This is a genomic window from Paraburkholderia sp. SOS3 (assembly GCF_001922345.1).
Lineage (GTDB): Bacteria > Pseudomonadota > Gammaproteobacteria > Burkholderiales > Burkholderiaceae > Paraburkholderia.
The window spans coordinates 1,553,074-1,575,667 of sequence record NZ_CP018812.1 but is presented as its reverse complement, the minus strand read 5'-3'; the positions used below and the strand labels follow the sequence as shown (position 1 = coordinate 1,575,667).

General features: G+C 61.6%; 20 protein-coding genes. 8 read left to right on the top strand and 12 right to left on the bottom strand.

The annotated features are described in order from the left end of the window. Positions 1 to 77: 77 nt before the first annotated feature. Positions 78 to 386, bottom strand: a complete 309-nt coding sequence (locus tag BTO02_RS27075) for a hypothetical protein (protein ID WP_075160198.1) — start codon at positions 384 to 386, stop codon at positions 78 to 80. Positions 387 to 594: 208 nt separating this feature from the next. After that, the gene (locus BTO02_RS27070; protein WP_083615402.1) at positions 595 to 1,971 is read right to left on the bottom strand and encodes a M23 family metallopeptidase; all 1,377 of its coding nucleotides are present in this window, start codon (positions 1,969 to 1,971) and stop codon (positions 595 to 597) included. Positions 1,972 to 2,415: 444 nt separating this feature from the next. Here BTO02_RS27070 and BTO02_RS27065 point away from each other — a divergent pair, with 444 nt between their 5' ends. Beyond that, complete coding sequence (locus tag BTO02_RS27065) at positions 2,416 to 3,045, top strand: LysE family translocator (protein ID WP_075160197.1); 630 nt, start codon at positions 2,416 to 2,418, stop codon at positions 3,043 to 3,045. A 235-nt stretch (positions 3,046 to 3,280) separates the two neighbouring features. Then, positions 3,281 to 4,258: a 2-dehydropantoate 2-reductase gene (locus BTO02_RS27060; RefSeq protein ID WP_075160196.1), complete on the top strand. Its 978-nt coding sequence runs from the start codon at positions 3,281 to 3,283 to the stop codon at positions 4,256 to 4,258. 123 nt (positions 4,259 to 4,381) lie between these two features. Here BTO02_RS27060 and BTO02_RS27055 read toward each other — a convergent pair whose 3' ends face one another. The 3 genes from BTO02_RS27055 to oxlT form a co-directional block, all read right to left on the bottom strand. Further along, entirely contained in the window at positions 4,382 to 5,833 is a 1,452-nt protein-coding gene (locus BTO02_RS27055) for an aldehyde dehydrogenase family protein (protein WP_075160195.1), read from the bottom strand. Between the two features lie 55 nt (positions 5,834 to 5,888). Continuing rightward, the gene (locus tag BTO02_RS27050; RefSeq protein ID WP_075160194.1) at positions 5,889 to 6,917 is read right to left on the bottom strand and encodes a LysR family transcriptional regulator; all 1,029 of its coding nucleotides are present in this window, start codon (positions 6,915 to 6,917) and stop codon (positions 5,889 to 5,891) included. Between the two features lie 102 nt (positions 6,918 to 7,019). Beyond that, the gene (gene oxlT, locus BTO02_RS27045; protein ID WP_075160193.1) at positions 7,020 to 8,357 is read right to left on the bottom strand and encodes an oxalate/formate MFS antiporter; all 1,338 of its coding nucleotides are present in this window, start codon (positions 8,355 to 8,357) and stop codon (positions 7,020 to 7,022) included. Positions 8,358 to 8,731: 374 nt separating this feature from the next. Between oxlT and BTO02_RS27040 the strand changes: the two genes are divergently transcribed. Together BTO02_RS27040 and BTO02_RS27035 are read left to right on the top strand one after the other, a co-directional pair. After that, the gene (locus BTO02_RS27040; RefSeq protein WP_075160192.1) at positions 8,732 to 9,676 is read left to right on the top strand and encodes a LysR family transcriptional regulator; all 945 of its coding nucleotides are present in this window, start codon (positions 8,732 to 8,734) and stop codon (positions 9,674 to 9,676) included. Positions 9,677 to 9,775: 99 nt separating this feature from the next. Beyond that, entirely contained in the window at positions 9,776 to 10,078 is a 303-nt protein-coding gene (locus BTO02_RS27035) for a hypothetical protein (protein ID WP_075160191.1), read from the top strand. 86 nt (positions 10,079 to 10,164) lie between these two features. Here the strand turns inward: BTO02_RS27035 and BTO02_RS27030 are convergent, their stop codons facing one another. The 4 genes from BTO02_RS27030 to frc form a co-directional block, all read right to left on the bottom strand. After that, a complete protein-coding gene (locus tag BTO02_RS27030; RefSeq protein ID WP_075160190.1) occupies positions 10,165 to 10,872 on the bottom strand; it encodes an NAD(P)(+) transhydrogenase (Re/Si-specific) subunit beta in 708 nt (235 codons plus the stop codon). A 110-nt stretch (positions 10,873 to 10,982) separates the two neighbouring features. Continuing rightward, the gene (locus tag BTO02_RS27025) at positions 10,983 to 11,798 is read right to left on the bottom strand and encodes a fumarylacetoacetate hydrolase family protein (protein WP_075160189.1); all 816 of its coding nucleotides are present in this window, start codon (positions 11,796 to 11,798) and stop codon (positions 10,983 to 10,985) included. An 89-nt stretch (positions 11,799 to 11,887) separates the two neighbouring features. Next, positions 11,888 to 14,080 (bottom strand): acetate--CoA ligase family protein, encoded by a 2,193-nt coding sequence (locus tag BTO02_RS27020; RefSeq protein ID WP_083615401.1) that lies wholly within the window; start codon positions 14,078 to 14,080, stop codon positions 11,888 to 11,890. Between the two features lie 147 nt (positions 14,081 to 14,227). Further along, positions 14,228 to 15,475, bottom strand: coding sequence for a formyl-CoA transferase (gene frc, locus BTO02_RS27015; RefSeq protein WP_075160188.1), 1,248 nt, complete (start codon positions 15,473 to 15,475; stop codon positions 14,228 to 14,230). 457 nt (positions 15,476 to 15,932) lie between these two features. Here frc and sucC point away from each other — a divergent pair, with 457 nt between their 5' ends. Then, positions 15,933 to 17,192, top strand: coding sequence for an ADP-forming succinate--CoA ligase subunit beta (sucC, locus tag BTO02_RS27010; protein WP_075160187.1), 1,260 nt, complete (start codon positions 15,933 to 15,935; stop codon positions 17,190 to 17,192). Between the two features lies 1 nt (position 17,193). Further along, on the top strand, positions 17,194 to 18,072 hold the full coding sequence (sucD, locus tag BTO02_RS27005; RefSeq protein WP_075160186.1) for a succinate--CoA ligase subunit alpha: 879 nt from the start codon (positions 17,194 to 17,196) through the stop codon (positions 18,070 to 18,072). A gap of 176 nt (positions 18,073 to 18,248) precedes the next feature. On the opposite strand, the gene BTO02_RS27000 is transcribed toward sucD, so the two are convergent. Next, entirely contained in the window at positions 18,249 to 18,971 is a 723-nt protein-coding gene (locus BTO02_RS27000; protein WP_075160185.1) for a GntR family transcriptional regulator, read from the bottom strand. Further along, a complete protein-coding gene (locus tag BTO02_RS26995; protein ID WP_075160184.1) occupies positions 18,949 to 19,173 on the bottom strand; it encodes a hypothetical protein in 225 nt (74 codons plus the stop codon). Before BTO02_RS26995 ends, BTO02_RS27000 begins: the two co-directional genes overlap by 23 nt. A 540-nt stretch (positions 19,174 to 19,713) precedes the next feature. Here BTO02_RS26995 and BTO02_RS26990 point away from each other — a divergent pair. Both BTO02_RS26990 and BTO02_RS26985 read left to right on the top strand, forming a co-directional pair. Further along, on the top strand, positions 19,714 to 21,117 hold the full coding sequence (locus tag BTO02_RS26990; protein ID WP_075160183.1) for an L-lactate MFS transporter: 1,404 nt from the start codon (positions 19,714 to 19,716) through the stop codon (positions 21,115 to 21,117). A 10-nt stretch (positions 21,118 to 21,127) separates the two neighbouring features. Beyond that, positions 21,128 to 21,256 (top strand): MFS transporter small subunit, encoded by a 129-nt coding sequence (locus BTO02_RS26985; RefSeq protein ID WP_075160182.1) that lies wholly within the window; start codon positions 21,128 to 21,130, stop codon positions 21,254 to 21,256. Between the two features lie 114 nt (positions 21,257 to 21,370). Here BTO02_RS26985 and BTO02_RS26980 read toward each other — a convergent pair whose 3' ends face one another. Then, the gene (locus BTO02_RS26980) at positions 21,371 to 22,588 is read right to left on the bottom strand and encodes a sensor histidine kinase (protein ID WP_075160181.1); all 1,218 of its coding nucleotides are present in this window, start codon (positions 22,586 to 22,588) and stop codon (positions 21,371 to 21,373) included. Positions 22,589 to 22,594: the final 6 nt, after the last annotated feature.

Genomic DNA, 22,594 nt, shown 5'->3' with positions numbered 1-22,594 from the left:
CTTTCAAACGACGGTGGAGCGCCGCACGTCTTGCAATCGCTGCATGGCGCACCGCAATAGAGATAACGGTCGAAGAGTCAGACCCGTGGCAGGTCGTCCATGAATTTCTCGACGTGGCCGTCGGGAATATCGGTGTCGATGCCGTCGAGGCCATCGGTGTGGGCAACGGTTTTGATTTTCGGCCCGAGCAGTTTCATTCCGCCTAGCGTAAATAGCGACCAGACCGCATTGCCTGCATGAATCGCATGGACGACGTCCGATACCTCGACGATCTCTTGCGGCGACAACCACTCGTTCGTTTTTGGGTTGACGAGTGCCCAGCGAACGTGGGTGACGCGGTCCGTACTCGGGTTAATGCGTACGGCATCGATAGCATAGGTAGCCATTTCCACCTCCATCATCGTCGTCAGGGCATCGTAGCACTTCTACGTTCGAGAACGAACACTCCTCTGTGCAGCACGGCGTAGACCGTGCCCGGCGCGCGAAATTCTAAGGATGACGGATAGTCCTGCCGCGCAAAGCGGCCGGCGGCGTGTCAAACACGCCCGCTGTCCGCGTGACCGCAGGCGAATCGCGGCGCGCATCGCATTGCACTTAGAAAAGCGGCGCAGGCCGGGTCGAAGCGAGGCGCGTGCTGCTTTCGGACATCGCGGTCAATTGCTCCTGCGCAGCTCCCGCGGCCTGCGTCAGCGCGAAGCGCTGCGCGGGGGTAAGCGGTGCCGTGAAGTCGCGTTCAGTCAACTTGAGCGGGTCGACTGGCTCGTCGTTGATTCGCACTTCGTAATGGAGGTGCGGGCCGGTTGCGACGCCGGTGCGGCCGACCGCGCCGATGCGCTCGCCTTGCGAGATCTTCATGCCCTTGCGCAAACCGCGCGCGAACGAGGACAGATGCGCGTAGCAGGTCGTATAGCCGTCGCCATGATCGATCACGATGTGACGGCCGTAGCCGCTGCGCACGCCGACGAATTCGACCGTGCCGGCCGCGGCCGCGAGCACTGGCGCCCCGGAACGAGCAGTCAGGTCGACGCCGGTGTGAAAGCGTTCCTCGCCGAACACTGGATGCATGCGCACGCCGAACGGCGAACTGATCCGATCGTAATCGACCGGCATCGCGAACGGCTCACCAGGCAGCAGACTGCCGTCGAACGCATAGTACTCGCCATGCGTGCTGCCGGGCGCGACGAACCAGAGCGCTGTGTAGGTGCGATCGCCGAGCCGGACTTCCGCAGCAGTAAGGCGCGGATGACGCGTGACCGCATCCGACAGATCGGCACGCTCGTAGATGATGCGAAACCCGTCGCCGGGCATCGTGGCGAAAGCCGCGTCGAGCCGGCCCGCGAACAGATGATCGAGCTGCGCGACGATATCGGCCGGCAAACCGGCTTGAGTCAGCGCGTCGTGTAAATCGTGCTCGATCGGTCCCGAGCGCGTGACGAAGCGCGATTCGTCGCGCGCCTCGGAGGGCGCCCATGACGATGCACTGGCAAGCGGGAAGCGTGACGCGTCGCCGCCCGCTTCGCTATCGGCGTTGCCGTCGACCGGCCAGTTGCGTACCGCGTCGAGGTATTCGTCGGGTACGCACAGCGCGGGCGCCGAGCCGCACATCGACGCAAGGATCGGCGCGCCGTAGCGCAACGTCGTCTCGGATGATGCCGGCTTATCGCCACGGGTCGCCCACAGCGATCCGATGGCATCGCGCAGATCGGATGCATCGGTCGCGACGTTCGCTTCGCGCTGCGGCTCGTTCGCCGTCTGCGCCAATTGATCGGCTTGCGTCGCGCGCGACGGTACATTCGTGGTACCGCTGAACGGCGTGTGCAAGGCCATGTGGGCGGCGACGAGTGTCGGCGCGCCGGAAGCCGCGGGAAGCCCGCAACTGGCTGCAATGCCGATCAGAAATGCCGCGCGTGCAGCGGCGGTGAACAGCGGATTGTGTTGGAGACGCGCTGGAAGCGAAGCCTTGGGAGACATACGCTGACCGTGCGCGAGAGAAGAACGTAGGCGTACCGTCACGTGGATATCTCGCAGTCGAAACAGAAAGGCTGCGGGCGTGAGCGGCAGTGCGATTAACGCACGGCATCGGCGTGACGTACTACGAATGAAGTGAACGGATTGAACCGATCTTTACGACGAACACATGAAAGTTCACCTCATCGCGCCACGCAGCCCGGCAAAGAAGGCAACAGTCTAGTGGCGAATGCGCATTACGTGAATAGGACATTTCCTGAGTTTTTGTATGAACGCACACACGTGTCAATCATCGGAACATACGCCGACGCACTAAAACGCGAAGACGCTGCCGCTACAATGAAAGCCCTTCACTGCTGAAACGACACGTGCGCATGACGCTAGAAGCGCGAAGCTTGGGGGTGTCGTTTTCCAGCCCTTAATTTCGTTCGACAACATACGATCATCATGTCCTTCACCGCCTGGCTCTTTTTCCTGCCCGCATGCTTTGCAATCAACATGGCTCCAGGACCGAACAATCTGTTGTCGATCAACGTTGCGGCACGCCATGGATTCACGACCGCGTTCGTCGCAGGCACGGGTCGCCTCGTCGCATTCGCCTTGATGCTGGTGCTCGCCGCAACGGGTCTCGCAGTCGTACTGCACGCGTCGGAAGTGTTCTTCCTCGCAATCAAACTCGCCGGCGCCGCGTATCTGATCTGGCTCGCCATTCAATTGTGGCGAAGCGATGCGGTGCCGCTCGATGCGCAACGCGAACACGAAGATGCGTCGCTCCTTCGCATCGCGCGTCAGGAATGCCTGGTCGCTGCGGGAAATCCGAAGGCCATTCTCGTGTTTACAGCGTTTCTCCCTCAATTCGTCGACATCGCGAAGCCGATGCTGCAGCAATTCGCCGTGCTCGGCGCAAGCTTTCTCGTTCTCGAATGGCTCGCTATCGCGCTCTATGCGGGAGCAGGCATGTACCTCGGCAAATGGCTCACGCGCGCCGGCGTGCGGCGCTGGTTCAATCGCTGCTGCGGGATGTTCCTCGGCGCAATCGGTGTGAGCTTTCTGCTGGTGCGGCGCGCGCAAAGCTGATGTCCTCGGCCGCAGGTCGTCGGCACGCATAAGTAATTACTAATGCATTTGGCGATAAACTTTAACTGTCCTCAATCGATGCAGGCCCCTATGCTCACTATATCGCCTGTTACGGATGCGTGACGCTCGACGCGCTTTGCGCTCGCAGCACGCACCGAAAGATGCCGGCATCGGCAAGAACTATTAAGCCGGCACAGGAGGCAAGCGGGTTTTCAATGTCATTAGGGCGAACATCATGAAGATCTGTGTTTTTGGAGCAGGGGCGATTGGAGCGTTGATGGGCGTGCAACTCGCGCGCGCCGGTGCGGATGTCAGTTTCGTTGCGCGCGGTCCGCACCTCGCTGCAATGCGCGAGCACGGCGTACGCGTATTGATGGACGGCGAGGAAGTGTCCGCGCGTGTTCGTTGCACGTCCGACCCGAGCGAACTCGGCGTACAGGATTACGTGCTCATCACGCTGAAGGCGCACTCGGTTCCGGGCGTCGTCGATGCGATGCAGCCGCTGCTCGGCAAGCACACCGCCGTCATCACCGGCGTGAACGGCATTCCGTACTGGTACTTCTATCAGCATGGCGGCAAGTTCGCAGGCACGCGGCTGTCGAGCATCGACCCGGACGGCACGCAATGGAACAAGCTTGGACCGGAACGCGCGATCGGCTGCGTGCTGTATCCGGCAGCGGAAATCATCGAACCGGGTGTGATCAAACACGTATACGGCAAGAAGTTTCCGATCGGCGAACCGAGCGGCGAGCGCACGCCGCGTATTCAGGCGCTTCATGAAATGATGCAGGCGGCCGGCTTCGATGCGCCGATTCGCGACAAAATCCGCGATGAAATCTGGCTCAAGCTGTGGGGCAATCTGTGCTTCAACCCGATTAGCGCGCTAACGCACGCGACGCTCGATCTGCTCGCGGGCGATCCAGGCACGCGCAACGTGTGCCGCACGATGATGGCTGAAGCTCAGCGCATTGCCGAGCCGCTCGGCGTGCACTTCCGCGTCGACATCGAACGGCGCATCGACGGTGCGGGTTCGGTTGGTGCGCACAAGACGTCGACGCTCGTCGACCTCGAGCATCGCCGGCCAATGGAGATCGATCCGCTTCTCACTGTCGTGCAGGAAATGGGCCGCCTGGTCGGCGAGCCGACGCCGACTATCGACGTGGTGCTCGCGCTCGTCAAGATGCGCGAAAGAATGGCGTTGAGCGGCGAGTAACAGCACGAGAACGTCCAAGGTCATGATTGACCGGCGGGAATCGAACGCAGCCCTGCGTTCGATGCTCGTTCTATTTGCGCGCCATCGGGCATTCAGTCATACGGCCTGTTCTGATCACTGATGTCAATGATCGATTGCGAGCCAGATCGACTTCGGCTCCGTGAAGTTTTCGATTGCGACGTCCCCGTGTTCGCGGCCGAAGCCCGAGTCGCCCGCCCCTCCCCATGGCAAACGCACATCGGTATAGCCGTACGTATTGATCCAGACGGTGCCCGCCCGGAGTGCATGCGCAACGCGATGCACGCGGCCGATATCGGCGCTCCATACGCCTGCCGCGAGACTATATGGCGTGCCGTTGGCAATCCGGATCGCGTCGGCCTCGTCGTCGAATCTGATCACGCTTGCAACGGGTCCGAAGATCTCCTCCTGCGAGATACGCATCTCATGCTCGACGTTTGCAAAAACAGTCGGTTCGACGAAATAACCACGCTCGCCGATTCGCGTGCCGCCTGTCACGAGCGACGCGCCTTCGTTCTTGCCAACTTCGATATAACCAAGCACCGTTTTCATCTGCGCATCGGAAATCAGCGGTCCCATGCCCGTTTCGCGCTGCGCCGGGTCACCTACCTTGATCGACTGCGCACGCACGCAGAGGCGCTCGACGACACCATCGTAGACATCTCGATGCGCAAGAATGCGCGAGCCTGCCGAGCACACCTGCCCCGTATTGAAAAACACGCCCGATGCTGCCGCACGCACGGCGTTGTCGAGATTCGCATCGGGAAAGATCACGTTCGCCGACTTGCCGCCGAGTTCCAGCGTGACGCGTTTGAAGTTGCTCGCCGCGCCCTGCAGAATGCCTCGACCGACCGACGGCGAACCGGTGAACGTCACCTTATCGACGCCCGGATGCGCGACGAGTGCATCGCCGACTACACTGCCCTTGCCCGTCACGACGTTGAATGCGCCCGGTGGCACGCCCGCTTCGAGCGCGAGCGCAGCCACGCGAAGCGCCGATAGAGGGGTGATTTCCGCGGGCTTCACGATCAGCGTGCAGCCGCACGCGAGCGCCGGCGCGATTTTCCACATGCCGATCATCAGCGGGAAATTCCACGGCACGATCGCGGCGACAACGCCGACGGGCTCGCGCACTGTATAAGTGAGCGCGTCGGGCCGGACCGGCACGACTTCGCCGTGAATCTTGTCGCACCAGCCCGCGTAGTACGCGAGCGTATCGATCGCAGCCGGAATATCCTGGCGCAATACCCCGGAAATCGGCTTTCCGCCGTCGAGGCTTTCGAGTTCGGCGATTTCGTGCTGATTCTCGCGCAGCAGATCGGCAAAGCGCGTGAGAATGCGCGCGCGCTCGCCCGCACGCATGCCGTTCCAGACGGGAAGCGCCGCGCGTGCCGCGCGCACCGCAGCGTCGACATCCGCGGCGTTGCCTCGCGCGACGCGCGCAATCGGCTGTTCAGTGGCGGGGTCGACATCGACCGAGTATTCGCCGCTCGTGGGCGGCACGCGCTCTCCATTGATTAGCAGATCGTGCTGCCGAAGGTCGGATTCAGTGCCCATGGTTGTACTCCTTGCAAAGACAGATCCCGGGCCTACCGAAGCGTCGACTTTTTTTTCAGGCTTGTCTGGACGTACGCAGCGGCGCTGCGCCAGCGGATGCGGCCGGCGCAGATGCAACGGGCGCAGGCGCGGCCGTTGCAGGCTCGGACGACACATGTCCGTCGGCGCGCGCCGTACCGGATGTGCGGCCCGGTGCGCGACCGCGGTCGCAGAAGAGCGACCACACGGCTTCGGCATTGGGCCGCAAGGTCCGGTTGCGGTGCCGCACGAGCATCGTCGTGAACGATACTTCGGGCAGCAAGGGACGCGCCACGAGCCGCGCGGCGGGCGCCGGCCAGTGTGCGCCAACCGGCAGCACGCCGATTCCGAGCCCCAGTTCGATCATGCGCATCACCGCCGCGACGTGCCCGCATTCCTGCATGCGCCGCACGTGCACACGGTGCGCACCGATCCCGCGCTCGACCGCGCCACGGCTGCCGGCGTCGCCATTGAGCGTGATCAGCGACGCGTCGCCGAGCGCACTCCACATCAGCGTCGTGCCGCGGGCCAGCGCGTGCGTGTCGGGCAGAACCGCGCAAAGAGGGGTGGAAAATAGAGGGTGGGCCAGCAAGGTATCGTTGCTGTGCACGTCGAAGTCCGAGACGACGCCGAAATCGACATCGCCTTGATCGACACTAGCGAGCACGGCGTCTTGCGGCTCATCTTTGACATCGACGACAAGTCCGGGAAAGACGGTCGCGCAACGGGCAATGCATTCAGGTATCCAGCTCGACGACAGCACAGGGTTGCTCGCGACGGTGACGACGCCCGTATGGCCGTGGTGTGCCGCGCGCTCCTCGCGCAATGTCAGATCGATTTCGTCGAGCAGTTGCCCGATGCGCCGCGCAAGGCTCGCGCCGGCCAGCGTCAGTTCGACCTGGCGCGTGGTCCGATCGAACAGTCGCAACGAGATTGCTTCCTCGAGTTCGCGGACGCAGCGGCTTACCGCCGACTGCGTCAGATCGAACTCGCGCGCGGCGCGCGTAAAGCTGCGCTGGCGCGCGACAGCGACGAACACCTTCAGTTGCTGCAATGAAACGTTCATGTGTACGCCGCTTGGCTCCTGTGAGGCGAAATGGCCGACCTGTGATTGCCGCGAGTTACGGCTCGATTGCAGGCCGGCTCATTTGCGTCCTCATTTACGTCATTACTCGCCCGTTTGCTCGGGCCACGTGCTCAGTCGTGACGGGCCACCACTTTTGGTGGCGTCGCTCACGAGCGGGTCGCTCGCCTCGATCCAGCGTGCACGCATCGGCGCAAGCACGAACTTCGCCGAGACGCCGGCCGCGATCGTGATCACCGCCGACACGATGAACACGAGATTCCAGCCGCCCGTCGCCGCAAGCACCGATGCGACCGGCACGAGCAGCGATGCGGTGCCCTTCGCGGTGTACAGCGTGCCCGCGTTGGATGCGGCGAATTTACTGCCAAACGTGTCCGCGCAAATGGCCGGGAAGATCGAGAAGATTTCGCCCCAGAACAGGAAGATCAATGCGGCGAACGTCATGAACGCATACGGATTCGTGCCGTATTCCATCAGCCCGAGAAGCGCGAGACCTTCGCCGATGAAAATCGCGAACATCGTGTTTTCGCGTCCGATCTTGTCCGAAATGAAGCCGCACAGCGGACGCGTGAAGCCGTTGCAGATATTGTCGATCGACAGCGTCATCGTGAGCAGCGGCAACGTTGCGCCGAACAACGTCATCGGAAGCTTGGCTAGACCGAAGTCCTTCGCGATCGGACCGATTTGCGCTGTCGCCATCAGGCCGCCCGCCGCAACCGCGACGAAGCACACGTAGATGACCCAGAACACCGGCGCCTTGATCATCTGGCCAGGCGTGTAGTCGGTCTTTGACACCGCGAACTTGCGCTTGATCGCCGGCCCCTTGTGCGCTTCAGGCTTCCTCAACAGCATCGAGAGGATGAAAATCACCACGCCCTGCAAGATGCCGAAGAACAGGAACGTGTGCTCGTAGCCCTGCGCCGTGATCATGTTCGCAATCGGAATGACCGTCACGGCCGCACCCGCGCCGAAGCCCGCTGCGGTCAAACCCGCTGCGAGACCGCGACGATCCGGGAACAGCTTTAGCGCATTGCCGACGCAAGTGCCATAAACGCCGCCCGCACCGATACCCGCGATGACCGCTGCCGCATACAACTCGGGAAGCGTGGTCGCAAACGAATTCATTACCCAGGCGAGTCCTGCGCAAAGCGCCCCAACCGCGACGACGGGACGCGGACCGAACCGGTCGACGAGATAACCCTCCAGTGGAACGAGCCACGTTTCAGTCAGGATGAAGATGGAGAACGCAAGCTGGATTGAAGCCTGGCCCCAGTGATGACGCGCGTTCATCGGTGCGACGAATAGCGTCCACGCGTATTGCAGATTGGCGACCAGCGCCATGCACAAGATGCCGACGAAGAGTTGGCACCAGCGGTTCCGCCAGAACGCGGGGGCCGGAGCCTGCCGAGAGATGTCTTCCATTGCTTTGTCTCCGATATGTTTTCTGCAACCGGCCGGATTGCCGGATTACATGCATGCCACTTTGTAGTTCTACCCCGATCGTTACGCCGGGTCTAAAAACGGCAACTGCCGGTTCACTGCTATACGCAAACGGTCAGACGCCAGGCGTCATTCCGTCGGTCCAAAAAAATCAGCGACCCAAACATTCAGGCAAGCTCTGTTTCAGCTTCGACGCCCTCATTCTGGGCCTAAGCGTTAACCCGCGCATCAAGCAAGCTGTAAACCCAATGTACACAGGCAGACGCCGCCATTTAGGTTGATGCTAGGGTCATTGCTGAATTACGGATAATTAAATCTTGTTACCATGTCGATTCATTCCAGCTTATACATCGGCCATGACGATGAGAAACGCGACACTCCGCCAGTTGAAGGTGTTCGAGACTGTCGCCCGGCATCTGAGTTTTTCCCGCGCCGCGGAAGAACTTCATCTGACGCAACCCGCAGTGTCCACCCAGGTCAGGCAGCTCGAAGAGCACGCGGGCCTGCCGCTCTTCGAACAACTCGGCAAAAAGATCTATCTGACGACAGCCGGCAACGAGATGCTTCACTACAGCCGGACGATCATCCAGCAGTTCCACGAAGTCGACGAAGCGATGAGTCAGCTTAAGGGCGTCTCGGGCGGCAAGCTGAACGTCGCTGTGATCAGTGCGGGCGACTATTTCTTTCCGCGGTTGCTCGCCGAATTCACGCGCCGCTACACGGGCGTCGAGTTGAACCTTGCGGTGCATAACCGCGAGGAACTGCTGCATCAACTGGCGACGAACCAGACGGACCTTGCGGTGATGGTTCGCCCGCCGCACGAAATGGATGCCATCAACGAAGCGTTCGCGCCGCACCCGTATGTGATCGTCGCGCCGCCGAACCACCCGCTGGCGGGCAAACGTCACATCAGGATGGCGCAGCTCGCCGAGGAAGCGTTCGTTGTGCGCGAGCGCGGCTCGGACACCTGGAATTCGATGGAGGAAGGCTTCGCGGGACGCCTGACGAACCTGAAGATCGCCATGGAGATCAAGAGCACCGAGACGATCAAACAGGCCGTGATCGCCGGCATGGGCATCGCCTTCCTCTCCGCGCACACGATCAGCCTCGAATTGCAGGTCGGCCATCTCACGGTGCTCGATGTCGAGGGTTTTCCCGTAATGCTGAACTGGTACGTCGTCCACCGGAAGAACAAGCGCCTGCCGCCCGTCGCGGTCGCGTTCAAACAGTTCCTGATGGAAGAAGGCGCTAATCATATAGAAGAGATCACGCGCGTCACGCGGCTGATCACCCATAAGTGATTCCATATGGAATCCAAATAAAACTTTAACTATTGCAAATCCATCAGGGCTTCTATGCTTGAGGCGAGTCTTATCACTCGCCAGCTCAGGAGTCCCGCCATGAATCACACTTCGGTTGCCACGCTCACCGCTTCGCCCGCTGCTCGCGTCGCCGCGAACAGCCCCGAAGATCCCAGCCTGTGCGCGTACAACAGCGCTTTCAGCGACCTCGGTCTGCGTTTTCGCTGGGACAGCGAAACGCTCGACGTCTTGAAGCAGGAATTCAACAGCGAAATCGCGCGTATCACCGCCTATATCGAGCGGTTCCATGCGCATCTGCTGAAGGCGTACGACGCCGACTTTCTCGCTCAGCTGATTTTCCAGAAGAAGTCTGAGTTTTACCGCGAAGCAGCCGCCGAATAATGCGGCCGGCACCGCGCGAGCATTGGCTAACCGGTGCGCTATCGCGAGCGCCCGTTCATGCCGATCAGATCCGCGCGGACATCGCTTCATCGCGCGAGGCTCCGGTTACGGGCGTGTGTGTTGGCGTGCATGTGGCTGCGCACGCGCTGCCCGCAGTGACGTCGTACACGAACGCGCGACGGGCTGCCAATGTTCATACCGCCGCCGCGGCGCTTCGATGCAACCGTCAACGTCCAGCGCTGTGTGAAATCGTCAGCAGCCTGTGCGTCCATGACATCGGCACGCCATTCGACGCGAAACAGCGCCTCGCGCCACCGCGCTGAGCCGCACCGCGTGCGCGCCGCCTGCGCGGTGTGCTGCCGGCGGCCATGCGCTGCTGCATGGAGCAAACCATAGCGATCATCGACCGTCATCGCGAGATGCACGCCCAATGCGGCTGCGAGACCGCCCGCGGCCAGCAGAACCGCAAACCCGATGGCCGGCGATGCTTCCGTCACGAAGCCATAGCCGAGCCAGACGCACAACAACAATGCGACAAAATCGACCACCGCACAGCCCGGACATGCGCTGATATGCGCGTGCACTGCGTCGCGCATCGTATTGCGTAGTCTGAAGAATGCGATCGCCGACGCGGACAGCAGTAACGCGCCGGCAAACACGGCGATGTAAAGACCGATGCGTTCGCCGCTATCCCTCGCCGTCCATATCGCCGCCGACGAAAAATATCGCGCAAAGCCACCGGCGAGCGACGCAAGGCCCACGATGCAGCAGCCGATTGTTGCAAGTGCAACCATCGATTGCCGCCTGCCGCTCACTTCACTGATATCTCGCTGACCGGAATCGGCCATTCCATTCGGCATGTTGTCTCCACGATCCGTATTACCGATCTTCTTTCCATGCCGTATCAAACCGCGCCGGCGGCGGCAGTTGCAGCTTGCCGCACCTTATCGCCCGCTGCCGCGAGCCGGTTCGTCAAGGTGCCGATCCCGGCGATCGTGACCGACACCGATGCGCCATCCTTGATCGAGCCGACGCCAAGCGACGTGCCGCAGGCGATGACGTCGCCGGGCTCCAGCGTCATATCCTGGGAAATCATGCTGACCTGCTCTGCCGGCGTGAACACCATATCGGAGAGCGGATAGTTCTGACGTTCGACACCCTCGAGTGTCGTCACGACACTTGCCGAGCGCCAGTCGAAATCCGTTGCGATCGCGGGGCCGATACAACAGAAAGTATCGAAGCCTTTCGCTCTGCACCATTGAGGGAAATGCGGATTCTCGTTCAGCAGTTCCGCGGCCGTCACGTCGTTGACGATCGTGTAGCCGAAAATCGAGGCGCCCGCTTCTTCGACGCTCGCATTGCGGCAGCGCTTGCCGATCACGATGCCCAGTTCGCCTTCGTAGGCGATCTTCCCCGCATAGTGCGCGGGCCGCAGAATCGGCTCCTCGGCACCGATCACCGATTCAGCGGGTTTGATCAGAAAGAGCGGATGCGCGGGCACCGGCTTTTCGAGCTTCGCAGCCAGTGCATGGAAATTGTTCCACAGCGCGATCACTTTTCGCGGCGCGCATGGCGCCAAAGGTTTGAGCGCGCGCACCGGCAGCACCGCACCGGTCGGCACCGGATGTTCGAGGCTCAGGTGCTCATGCAGATCCGCGCCGTCCACCTTGCCGAACACAATACGACCGTCACTCGACACAAAACGCATCCAGGTTTCCATGCTTACTCCGTTGCGCAAGCGACGCGGCTCCTGATGATTGTGAGAGAGCCACGCCACCGCTTGTTGCACACACAACGATCCGGCCCGCGTCAGATTTTCCCTGCGCCGCGCGCCCACTTGTACTTCGCACCGAGCACCGCTACCGGAATTTCAGTCGAATACGCATAAGCCGGTACGCCGTGCTCGTACAGATATTCGGCCGCTTCCTCGACCTGCACGTCGCCTGCTAGCGACGCGACGATTGGCTTCTCGATGCCCTTCGCTTTCATTTCCTCCTTCACTTCGATCACGAGCTTCGCGAACACCATCGGCGGCGTGATGATCGTGTGCCAGTAGCCGAGGATGATCGAGTGAATGCGCGGATCCTCGAGACCGAGACGTATCGTGTTTGCGTACGTGGTCGGCGGCTCGCCGCCCGTGATGTCGACCGGATTGCCCGCGGCGCCGAACGGCGGAATGAATTTCCGGAATGCCGCGTCGAGATCGGCAGGCATCGTCATCAACGAAAGACCGTTGTCGACGCAAGCGTCCGACAGCAGCACGCCCGAGCCGCCCGCGCCGGTGATGATCACGACGTTCTCGCCCTGCGGCGTCGGCAGCTTCGGAATGCCGCGCGCAAACTCGAGCAGATCGCGCAGCGATCGCGCGCGGATCACGCCGCACTGCCTGAACACATCCTCGTAGATGCGGTCGTTGCCCGCGAGTGCGCCCGTGTGCGAACTTGCCGCACGTGCGCCCATGCTCGTGCGACCCGCCTTCAGCACGACCACCGGCTTTTTCTTCGACACGCGTGCCGCCGCTTCCGCGAATGCACGTCCGTCTTTCAGGTCTTCGCAGTGCTGCGCGATGATTTCGGTATGGTCGTCCTGTTCGAAGAACGTCAGCAGGTCGTCTTCGTCGATATCCGATTTGTTGCCGAGACCGACGATCGCGGACACGCCCATTCTTGCGGAGCGCGAGAACCCGATGATCGCCATGCCGATGCCGCCCGATTGCGACGAGAGCGCAGCCTTGCCCTGCACGTCGTACGGCGTGCAGAAGGTCGCGCAGAGGTTCTTCGGCGTGTAGTAGAAGCCGTAGATGTTCGGGCCCATGAGGCGAATGTCGTACTCGCGCGCGATACGCACGATCTCTTCCTGACCTTCCACATTGCCCGTTTCGGCGAAGCCCGACGGGATCAGCACCGCGCCCGGAATCTTCTTTTTGCCGACTTCGGTCAGCGCGGCCGCGACGAATTTCGCCGGGATCGCAAACACCGCGACGTCGATATCACCCGGTACGTCGAGCACGCTTCTGTAAGCCTTACGTCCGAGAATCTCTTCGGACTTCGGATGAATCGGCAGAATCTCGCCCTGATAACCGCCGTTGATGAGGTTCTTCATCACGGAGTTGCCGATCTTGCCGTCTTCGGCCGACGCTCCGATCACCGCAATGCGGTCGGGCCGCATGATGCGGTTCATCTGCCGCACGATGTCCTGCTGGCTCGGCCGGTAACGCGGCGCCGGCGGCGCGAAATCCAGCACGATGCGCACGTCCGCCGCGATCGCGCCGTCCTTGCTCGCGAAAACCGGATTCAGGTCGAGCTCGGAGATCTGCGGAAAGTCGGAAACGAGGCGCGAGACGTTTTCGATCAGTGCCGCAAGCGCTTCGCGGTCGACCGCATCGCCGCCGCGCACGCCCTTCAGAATCTCCGCCGCGGCGATGCTGTCGAGCATCGAACGCGCGTCGTCGCGCGTCGCGGGAGCGAGACGAAACGTGATGTCCTTGAGGACTTCGACGAGCACGCCGCCGAGGCCGAACGCAACGAGCTTGCCGAACGACGGGTCGCTTACCGCGCCGACAATCACTTCCTGCCCGCCGCCTACCATCTGCTGCACTTGCACGCCGTGCAGGTTCGCGCTCGCGTTATAGCGCTTCGCGTTGTCCATGATCGTCGCGAAGCCACGCTCGACTTCGGCTTCGCTCTTGAGGCCGACCAGCACGCCGCCCGCTTCCGTCTTGTGCAGGATTTCGGGCGACACGATCTTCAGCACCACCGGGAAACCCATTTGCGCCGCGATCTGCGCGGCCTCGTGCGCGTCGGTCGCCAACCCTTCTTTCGGCACGGCAATGCCGTACGCGTCACATACAAGCTTGCCTTCCGGCGCCGTCAGCGAATTTCGGCCTTCCTCTTTTACGTTATCGAGGATGTGCTGCACGACGGCCTTGTTCGGCGCAACCGCCTTGTCGGACGAGTGAGCGCCGCCGCGTTCCCGCAGCGAGGGGGAGTCTTCGTGTGCCATATCGTCATGTCTCCGATTCTGGTTATGAAGCCGCCCGGCCTGCCAATTGCCGGTTAAAACACCAACTGAAGCGCCGACAGGCGACACGTGAACACGCGCGCCTGTCGGCTTCCGCTATCGAACTTCGTCCAATCGGACCACTGCGGCTCAGATCGCACCCGCGGTACGCAACGCCGCGATCTGTTGCGCCGAATAGCCGAGCTCGGTCATCACTTCGTCGGTGTGCTCGCCCAGCAACGGGGAGCGCGTGACATCCGTGGGGCTATCGGACAGCTTGATAGGATTGCCGACGGTCAGATACTTGCCGCGCACCGGATGATCGACTTCGACGATCGTGCCTGTCTTGCGCAGCGATTCGTCTTCGGCGATCTCCTTCATCGACAGAATCGGACCACACGGAATGTCGTACTTGTTGAGGATATCCATCGCCTCGAACTTCGTCTTCGTCATCGTCCAGCGTTCGATCTCGGCGAAGATTTCCTTGAGGTGCGGCAGACGCGCGGCCGGCGTCGCATAGTCGGGATCGGTCGCCCACTCTTCCTTGCCGATCACGTTGCAGATCTTCGCCCACACAGGCGCCTGCGTGATGAAGTAGATATAAGCGTTCGGGTCCGCTTCCCAGCCCTTGCACTTGAGGATCCACCCCGGCTGGCCGCCGCCGGACGCATTGCCGGCACGCGGCACGGCCTCGCCGAAGGTGCCGTTCGGATACTGTGGGTATTCCTTCATGACGCCGGTGCGCGCGAGACGCTGCTGGTCGCGCAGCTTCACGCGGCACAGGTTCAGCACGCCGTCCTGCATCGCGGCGAGCACCTTCTGGCCGCGATTCGTCTTTGTCCGCTGGAACAGCGCGGTCACGATGCCAAGTGCGAGATGCAGGCCGGTGCCGCTATCGCCGATCTGCGCACCGGTCACGACCGGCGGACCATCGTCGAAACCGGTCGTCGATGCCGCGCCGCCCGCGCATTGCGCGACATTCTCGTAGACCTTGCAGTCCTCGTACGGCCCGGGACCAAAGCCCTTCACCGACGCGACGATCATCTGCGGATTGAGTTCCTGGATGCGCTCCCATGTGAAGCCCATGCGATCGAGCGCGCCCGGAGCGAAATTTTCGACGAGCACGTCGCAGGTCTTGATCAGCGTTTCGAGAACCTTCTTGCCTTCCGGGTTCTTCGTGTCGATCGTTACCGACCGCTTGTTGTGATTGAGCATCGTGAAGTAAAGGCTGTCCGCGTCCGGGATGTCGCGCAGCTGCTCGCGCGTCACGTCGCCGGTACCGGCCCTCTCCACCTTGATCACATCGGCGCCGAACCATGCGAGCAGCTGCGTGCAGGTCGGTCCGGATTGCACATGCGTGAAATCGAGAATGCGCACACCGTCGAGTGCCTTAGCCATGATTTGTCTCCTTCCCTTGCTTCACCTGTTCATGGTCGGATGAAACGGGCAGTGCGCGATGCCGGCCTCCGATGCCGGTACTGGGGGATAAAACTCTAGCGGACATAAGTTGTCTCCTATGCGTTATCTGGCGGTTACCGCGGACGTAGCCGGTCTTGCCAGGCCTCGTACACGACGCGCATCTCGCATGCCCCGATCAATACGGTATGTGATATATCACAATGCATCAAGCGTATTTTGATGCTGCGGCGCGCAAGCTTGAATTGCGTCAAGTCCTTTACTGGCAAGGTTTTGCGCTCGGTTTTCCGGCGCGCTGGACGCGCAACCGAGGGAAAATACCGACCACCCTAGTCCCTTGAACCGTTCTGATATATCACATACCATATTTCACAGCCCGTCAAGAGAAGTCTTTCCCCCACTGCCCCGATCCCGAAATACATCCAGTGAGGAGGAGTCTGTGAACATTCACGAATATCAGGCGAAGGAACTGCTGAGAGGCTACGGCGTCGCCGTGCCGAACGGCCGCGTCGCGTTCACGCCGCAAGAAGCGGCCGCGGCGGCACGCGAACTCGGCGGCGCGCTGTGGGTCGTCAAATCGCAAATTCATGCGGGCGGCCGCGGTGCGGGCCGCTTTGCGAACGATCCCAATGGCGCGGGCGGCGTGCGCGTCGTCAGGACAGTCGACGAGGTCGCGCAGAACGCGGCGCAGATGCTGTCGTCGGTGCTCGTGACAAAGCAGACGGGTCCGGCCGGCCGCGAGGTGAAGCGCGTCTATATCGAGGAAGGCTGCGCGATCGAGCGCGAGCTGTATCTCGGCATGCTCATCGATCGCGCAACATCGCGCATCACCGTGATGGCATCGACCGAAGGCGGCATGGAAATCGAGGAGGTCGCAGCGCGCACGCCCGAAAAGATCCTGAAAGTTGCGGTCGATCCGGCCACTGGCCTGCAGCCGTTCCACGCGCGAAAGATCGCGTTCGGTCTCGGCCTCGCCGGCAGTCAGGTCAAGTCGGCGACGCAGTTCATTCTGAATGCGTACCGCGCGTTCGTCGAACTCGACGCGTCGATCGTCGAGATCAATCCGCTCGTCGTGACCGCGTGGGGCGACGTCGTAGCGCTCGATGCGAAGATCAACTTCGACGACAACGCGCTGTTCCGGCATCCGTCGATCGAAGCGCTGCGCGACGAGGCCGAAGAAGATCCGGCCGAACTCGAAGCTGCAAAACACGGGCTCAACTACGTGACGCTCGACGGCAACATTGGTTGCATGGTCAACGGCGCCGGCCTCGCCATGGCGACGATGGACATCATCAAGCTCTACGGCGGCGAGCCGGCGAACTTTCTCGACGTCGGCGGCGGCGCGACGAAGGAACGGGTGGCGACCGCATTCCGGCTGATTCTGCGCGATCCGAAAGTCGAAGCGATCCTCGTCAATATCTTCGGCGGCATCATGCGCTGCGACGTCATCGCGGAAGGCGTCGTCAGCGCCGCGCGCGAGATCGATCTGCGCGTGCCGCTCGTGGTACGCCTCGAAGGCACGAACGTCGAACCCGGCAAGCAGATTCTGCGCGACTCCGGTTTGCCGATCTTGTCCGCCGACCATCTTGCCGATGCGGCCGACAAGGTCGTCTCCTCGATTCGCCAGAAAGCGAACGACAACGCACAACCGCAGGCGCCGAAGCAAACCGCCGCCGTTCAACACTCGGGAGCACACTGACATGGCCGTTCTGATCGACCACAATACCAAAGTGATCTGCCAGGGCTTCACCGGGTCGCAAGGCAGCTTCCATTCCGAACAGGCACTCGCGTACGGCACGCAAATGGTCGGCGGCGTGACGCCGGGCAAAGGCGGCTCGATGCATCTCGGGCTGCCGGTGTTCGATACCGTCGCCGATGCCGTCGATGCGACGGGTGCGAACGCATCGGTTATTTATGTGCCGCCGCCCGTCGCCGCCGATGCGATTCTCGAAGCCGTCGACGCGCACGTGCCGCTCGTCGTCTGCATTACCGAAGGCATTCCCGTCGTCGACATGGTGCGCGTCAAGCGCGCGCTCGCCGGCTCGGACACGCGCCTGATCGGGCCCAACTGCCCCGGCGTGATCACGCCGGGGCAATGCAAGATCGGCATCATGCCCGGCCATATTCACCGGCCGGGGAAGATCGGCGTCGTATCGCGTTCGGGCACGCTGACCTATGAAGCGGTGGCGCAAACCACGGCCGCGGGCCTTGGACAAACCACCTGCATCGGCATCGGCGGCGATCCGGTGAACGGGACGAATTTCATCGACTGCCTCGAGATGTTTCTCGCCGACGACGATACGCACGGCATCATCATGATCGGCGAGATCGGCGGCTCCGCCGAAGAAGACGCCGCGCAGTTTCTCAAGGAGGCGCGCACGAAAAAGCCGGTGGTCGGCTTTATCGCCGGCACCAGTGCGCCGCCGGGCCGCCGCATGGGTCACGCGGGCGCGATCATCTCGGGCGGCAAGGGAACGGCCAGCGCGAAAATCGACGCGATGCGCTCAGCGGGGATTCACGTCTCGCAATCGCCGGCGGCGCTTGGTGAAACGATGGTGCAGGCGCTGCGTGGGCTTTGACCGGCGAGCACTAGCGAGCAGGTAGACAACAAGGGCGCACGAATAGATACGCCTTTCACGAATATAACGAAACAAGCGGGTTCGCAGATGCAAAAAAGCCAGCGGGCGATCCACCCGCTGGCTTTCCTTCTTCCTTCCACGCAGCAGCGCGACGCACTCTCGCGACGATCAATCGCTCAATCAAGAAAATCGCAATTCGCCTCGATGAAGTCCGCAAGATCGAGCGAATGCTGCCGCACGAGCCGCTCGGCGAGTTCGGTATCGCGCTGTTCGAGCGCCTCGATAATGCGCAGATGATCGACGATCGAGCGCGACGCGCGGTCGCTCTGCGAGATCGTCAGCCGGCGAATCGCGCGCACATGAATAAAGACATTCTTGATCGTCTCGAGAATCATCTGCGACTTCGACAACTCGACGATCGCCTGATGAAACGCGATATTCGCGTCCGAATATTCGGCGATATGCTCGGCCGGCGTCGTGTCGCGGAAGCTGTCGAACATATGGCGCAGCCGCGCGATTTCCTCGTCGGTGGCATGCAACGTGGCGAGGCGCGCGGCCATGCTCTCGAGCGCCGCCCACATCTGGATCATCTCGACGATTTCGCGCTTGCTCTTGCGCACAATATAGATACCGCGCCGCGGCACCATGCGCAGAAAGCCTTCCTGCTCGAGCAGCGTCATCGCTTCACGCACCGGCGTGCGGCTCACGCCGAGCGTTTCGCTAAGCAAACGCTCGTCGAGCCGTATTTCGTCCTTCGACTGATAGATGTCCGCGTCGGCAATCGCCTGGCGCAACATCGCATAGGCCTGGTCGCGCAAGCTGGCGCTCGCATTGATAGGTTGCAGCGCCAGCGTCAACGGCGAGGCCACTACGTTTTCAGTTTGAAGTTCCGACGACATTCATCGCCTCTTTCTTAACGGATGCACGGACCGGTGCCTGCACGATCGCGTCGCCATGAGCGCCCGCGAGGCCAGCGTACCGACCGTGCTTCGCGGCGAGCGATGCAACATGCAGCGGAACCATATTAGTCAGCAAAACGGTCGCGGCAGCGCCGAGACCCACGAAACCAACGGCAAGCAGCGCCAGAGATACGAAATCCATTTCAAGCTCCATACGATTGAGTGTTCAGAATGACTCAATCATATGCTGCGCTGCGACATACGTCAATAACTTTGTATGTAGTATATCAAGGGTTGTTGCTTTTTGAACTCGGTGAAAAACCTAACATGCGAGCGCCCGCCGTGCACGCCAGATTAGGTAAAACACATTGATCATACGTGCCATGTTCGATGTTTCGCTGCACTGCAAAATAGCGACATCACCCATTCGGCACGCATCCAGGCACACCAACAATCGCCTTACGCAGCCTTGAAATTCCGCATCGCATCATGATCGCGGCGCATCAGTAATATGTTTCCTGACTTCATATTGCCAACCGCGACCGCACACAATATTGTCTCGCAAATCGGCACGACGGCGTTTGTGCGGCGCGCCGTCATATGCAATCTACCTGCATATGCTATTCATGAGTTTTTTGGGTCCGCTTTTTGGTCCGATAACAGGCCGTCGCGTCAAAAACCCTCAAGTTAAACAGCCGACGACCGATAACGAGCAAGACGCACCCCATCGGAGACCGACCACATGAGCAGTATTACAAAGCCCGGCGATAAATCCGGCGCGCCTTCGTTCTTTTCTAAGCAGGCAACTGTCGCCCGCCCAGGCTTCTCGCGCTGGATGGTGCCGCCGGCCGCCCTCGCCGTGCACCTGTGTATCGGTCAGGCCTACGCATTCTCCGTGTTCAACGGACCGCTGACGAAGGTGATCGGCATTACGCAGTCCGCACCGGACGACTGGACGCTGACCACGCTGGGCTGGATCTTCTCGCTCGCGATCGTGTTTCTCGGCCTGTCGGCCGCATTCGCCGGCAAGTGGCTCGAGCACGTCGGCCCGCGCCGCACGATGTTTACTGCCGCATGCTGCTTCGGCGGCGGCTTCCTCGTTTCCGCAGTCGGCGTGTGGACGCACCAGATCTGGTTGCTGTATCTCGGCTACGGCGTGATCGGCGGCATCGGCCTCGGTCTTGGCTACGTCTCGCCGGTCTCGACGCTGATCCGCTGGTTCCCGGACCGCCGCGGCATGGCGACCGGCATGGCGATCATGGGCTTCGGCGGCGGCGCGATGATTGCCGCGCCGTTGTCGGTGGCGCTGATGAATCACTTCAAGAGCGCCACGAGCATCGGCGTCGCCGAAACGTTCGTCGTGCTCGGCATCGCATACTTCATCTCGATGACGATCGGCTCGCTCGCGATCCGCGTGCCGCCGGCGGACTGGAAGCCGGCCGGCTGGACGCCGCCCGCGACCACGACGACGAAGATGATCACGCGCAACCACGTGCATATCGACCAGGCGCTCAAGACGCCCCAGTTCTACCTGATCTGGCTCGTGCTGTTCCTGAACGTGACGGCCGGCATCGGCATTCTCGGCCAGGCGTCGGTGATGATTCAGGAGAGCTTCAAGAGCACGGTGACGGCCGCGGCCGCAGCCGGCTTCGTCGGCCTGCTGTCGCTGTTCAACATGGGCGGCCGCTTCATCTGGGCGTCGGCGTCGGACTGGGTCGGCCGCAAGAACACGTACTTCATCTTCTTCGTGCTCGGCGCGGTGCTGTACTACTTCGTGCCGACCTTCGCGGATTCGGGCAATATCGCGCTCTTCGTGCTGTCGTACTGCGTGATCCTGTCGATGTACGGCGGCGGCTTCTCGACCGTGCCGGCGTATCTTGCCGACATGTTCGGCACCGCTTTCGTCGGCGGCATCCACGGCCGTCTGCTGACCGCATGGGCCGCGGCAGGCGTGGCGGGCCCGGTGCTCGTGAACTACATTCGTGCGTACGAAGTCGCACACGGCGTCGCGAAAGCCGATGCGTACACGCTGACCGTGCACCTGATGGCCGTGCTGCTCGTGGTCGGCTTCATCTGCAACCTGCTCGTGAAACGCGTCGACGACAAGCACCATATGACCGAAGCCCAACTGGCCGCCGAGAAATAAAGAGGACCTTATGAACACCACGACTCAGGAGCATCCGTCCAACAAGGGCCTGCTCATTATCTTCTGGCTGTATGTGCTGATTCCGCTCGCATGGGGCGTGACCAACACGCTACTGCAGGCAGTCAAGCTGTTCGGCTGAGCGCACGACCGCTTCGCTTGAACGAATAAAGAAAGGCCGGGTGAAATACCCGGCCTTTCTCGTTTGAATTCCACTTTGCGTATCAACCGCATCCGCACCGCAGCATGAAGCGCATCACCCGTCCGTATCGAGCCGCAGCGGAAAAATAATCTCGAACGTCGTCCCCTCGCCTTCGTGCGACGCAAATCGCAGATCTCCATGCAGCGTGCGGCACAGTTCGCGCACGATCGCGAGCCCGAGCCCGACGCCCGGCACATCCTCGTGCGTTGCGCGCTCGAATTCCTTGAAGACGCGCTCCTGATCGGCCGCACCGATCCCGACGCCGGTGTCCGACACCCGCAGGCACCACTGCATCTCGCCGCACGCGTGCATATCGAGTTCGACCTCACCCGCCTTCGTGTACTTGGCCGCGTTGGACAACAGATTGAGTGCGATCTGCTTGAGCTTGAGCCGGTTCGACACGATCGTCCCCAGTTCGCGATCGAACCGTTGCACGAGGCGCAAGCCTTTCGCTTCCACCGTGGGGCCGCACGAGGCCACCAGTTCGTCGAACAGCGCGCGCAGATCGATGGCCTCGGTGGCGAATGGATTCGTATCGCCGAGCACGATCGAATATTCGACGAGTTCGTCGACGAGCGTCTTCATGTCGCCGACCTGCCGGTTAGCGAGCGCGAGCGCCGCATCGGTCTTTGCCGGCGCGCGCGCAATCATCTGCAACGCCATCGAAAACACATTGAGAAAGTTGCGCAGATCGTGCACGACGCTGCGCGTGAGCTGCATCCGCGATTCATACAATTCGCCGACGAGCTTCTGCTTGAGCAGCAGTTCATGATTCGCGCGTTCGAGCCGGCCCGTGTATTCGTCGATCTTGCGGTCGCGCTCGGTCATGACCTCGCGGATCGACGTGAGCGTCACGAAACTGATCGCCTCGTCGATGAAATGCCGCGCGCGTTCCTCGTGACGCCGCGAAAACGCCGGATACTGTTCCGCGTAGTTGAAGATCGCACCGAACAACACCTGCCGCAGCAAATCGAGTTCGCGCACGAGTTCGTCGATGCGATAGCCCTGCTTCCAGCGCAGCCTGCCATGCAGTTTCGCGTCCTGTTCGATCGACGGCTCGACCTGGTCGAGATCCTGATCTTCGAAGGCGCTGCAGAGTTCTTCGAGAATGGAAGGAACGTGATCGGCCAGCTGTTCGTACGTAAGGCGGTCCGACTCCGACAGATCCGCATCGTTGAACACGGCCCTCATCCATCGCTCGGTCAGACTGACGCGCCGTTCGCGAAGATGTTCCGCGAACAGACGCAGCGGTCGTGACGGTTTGAGAGCCATGGAGGC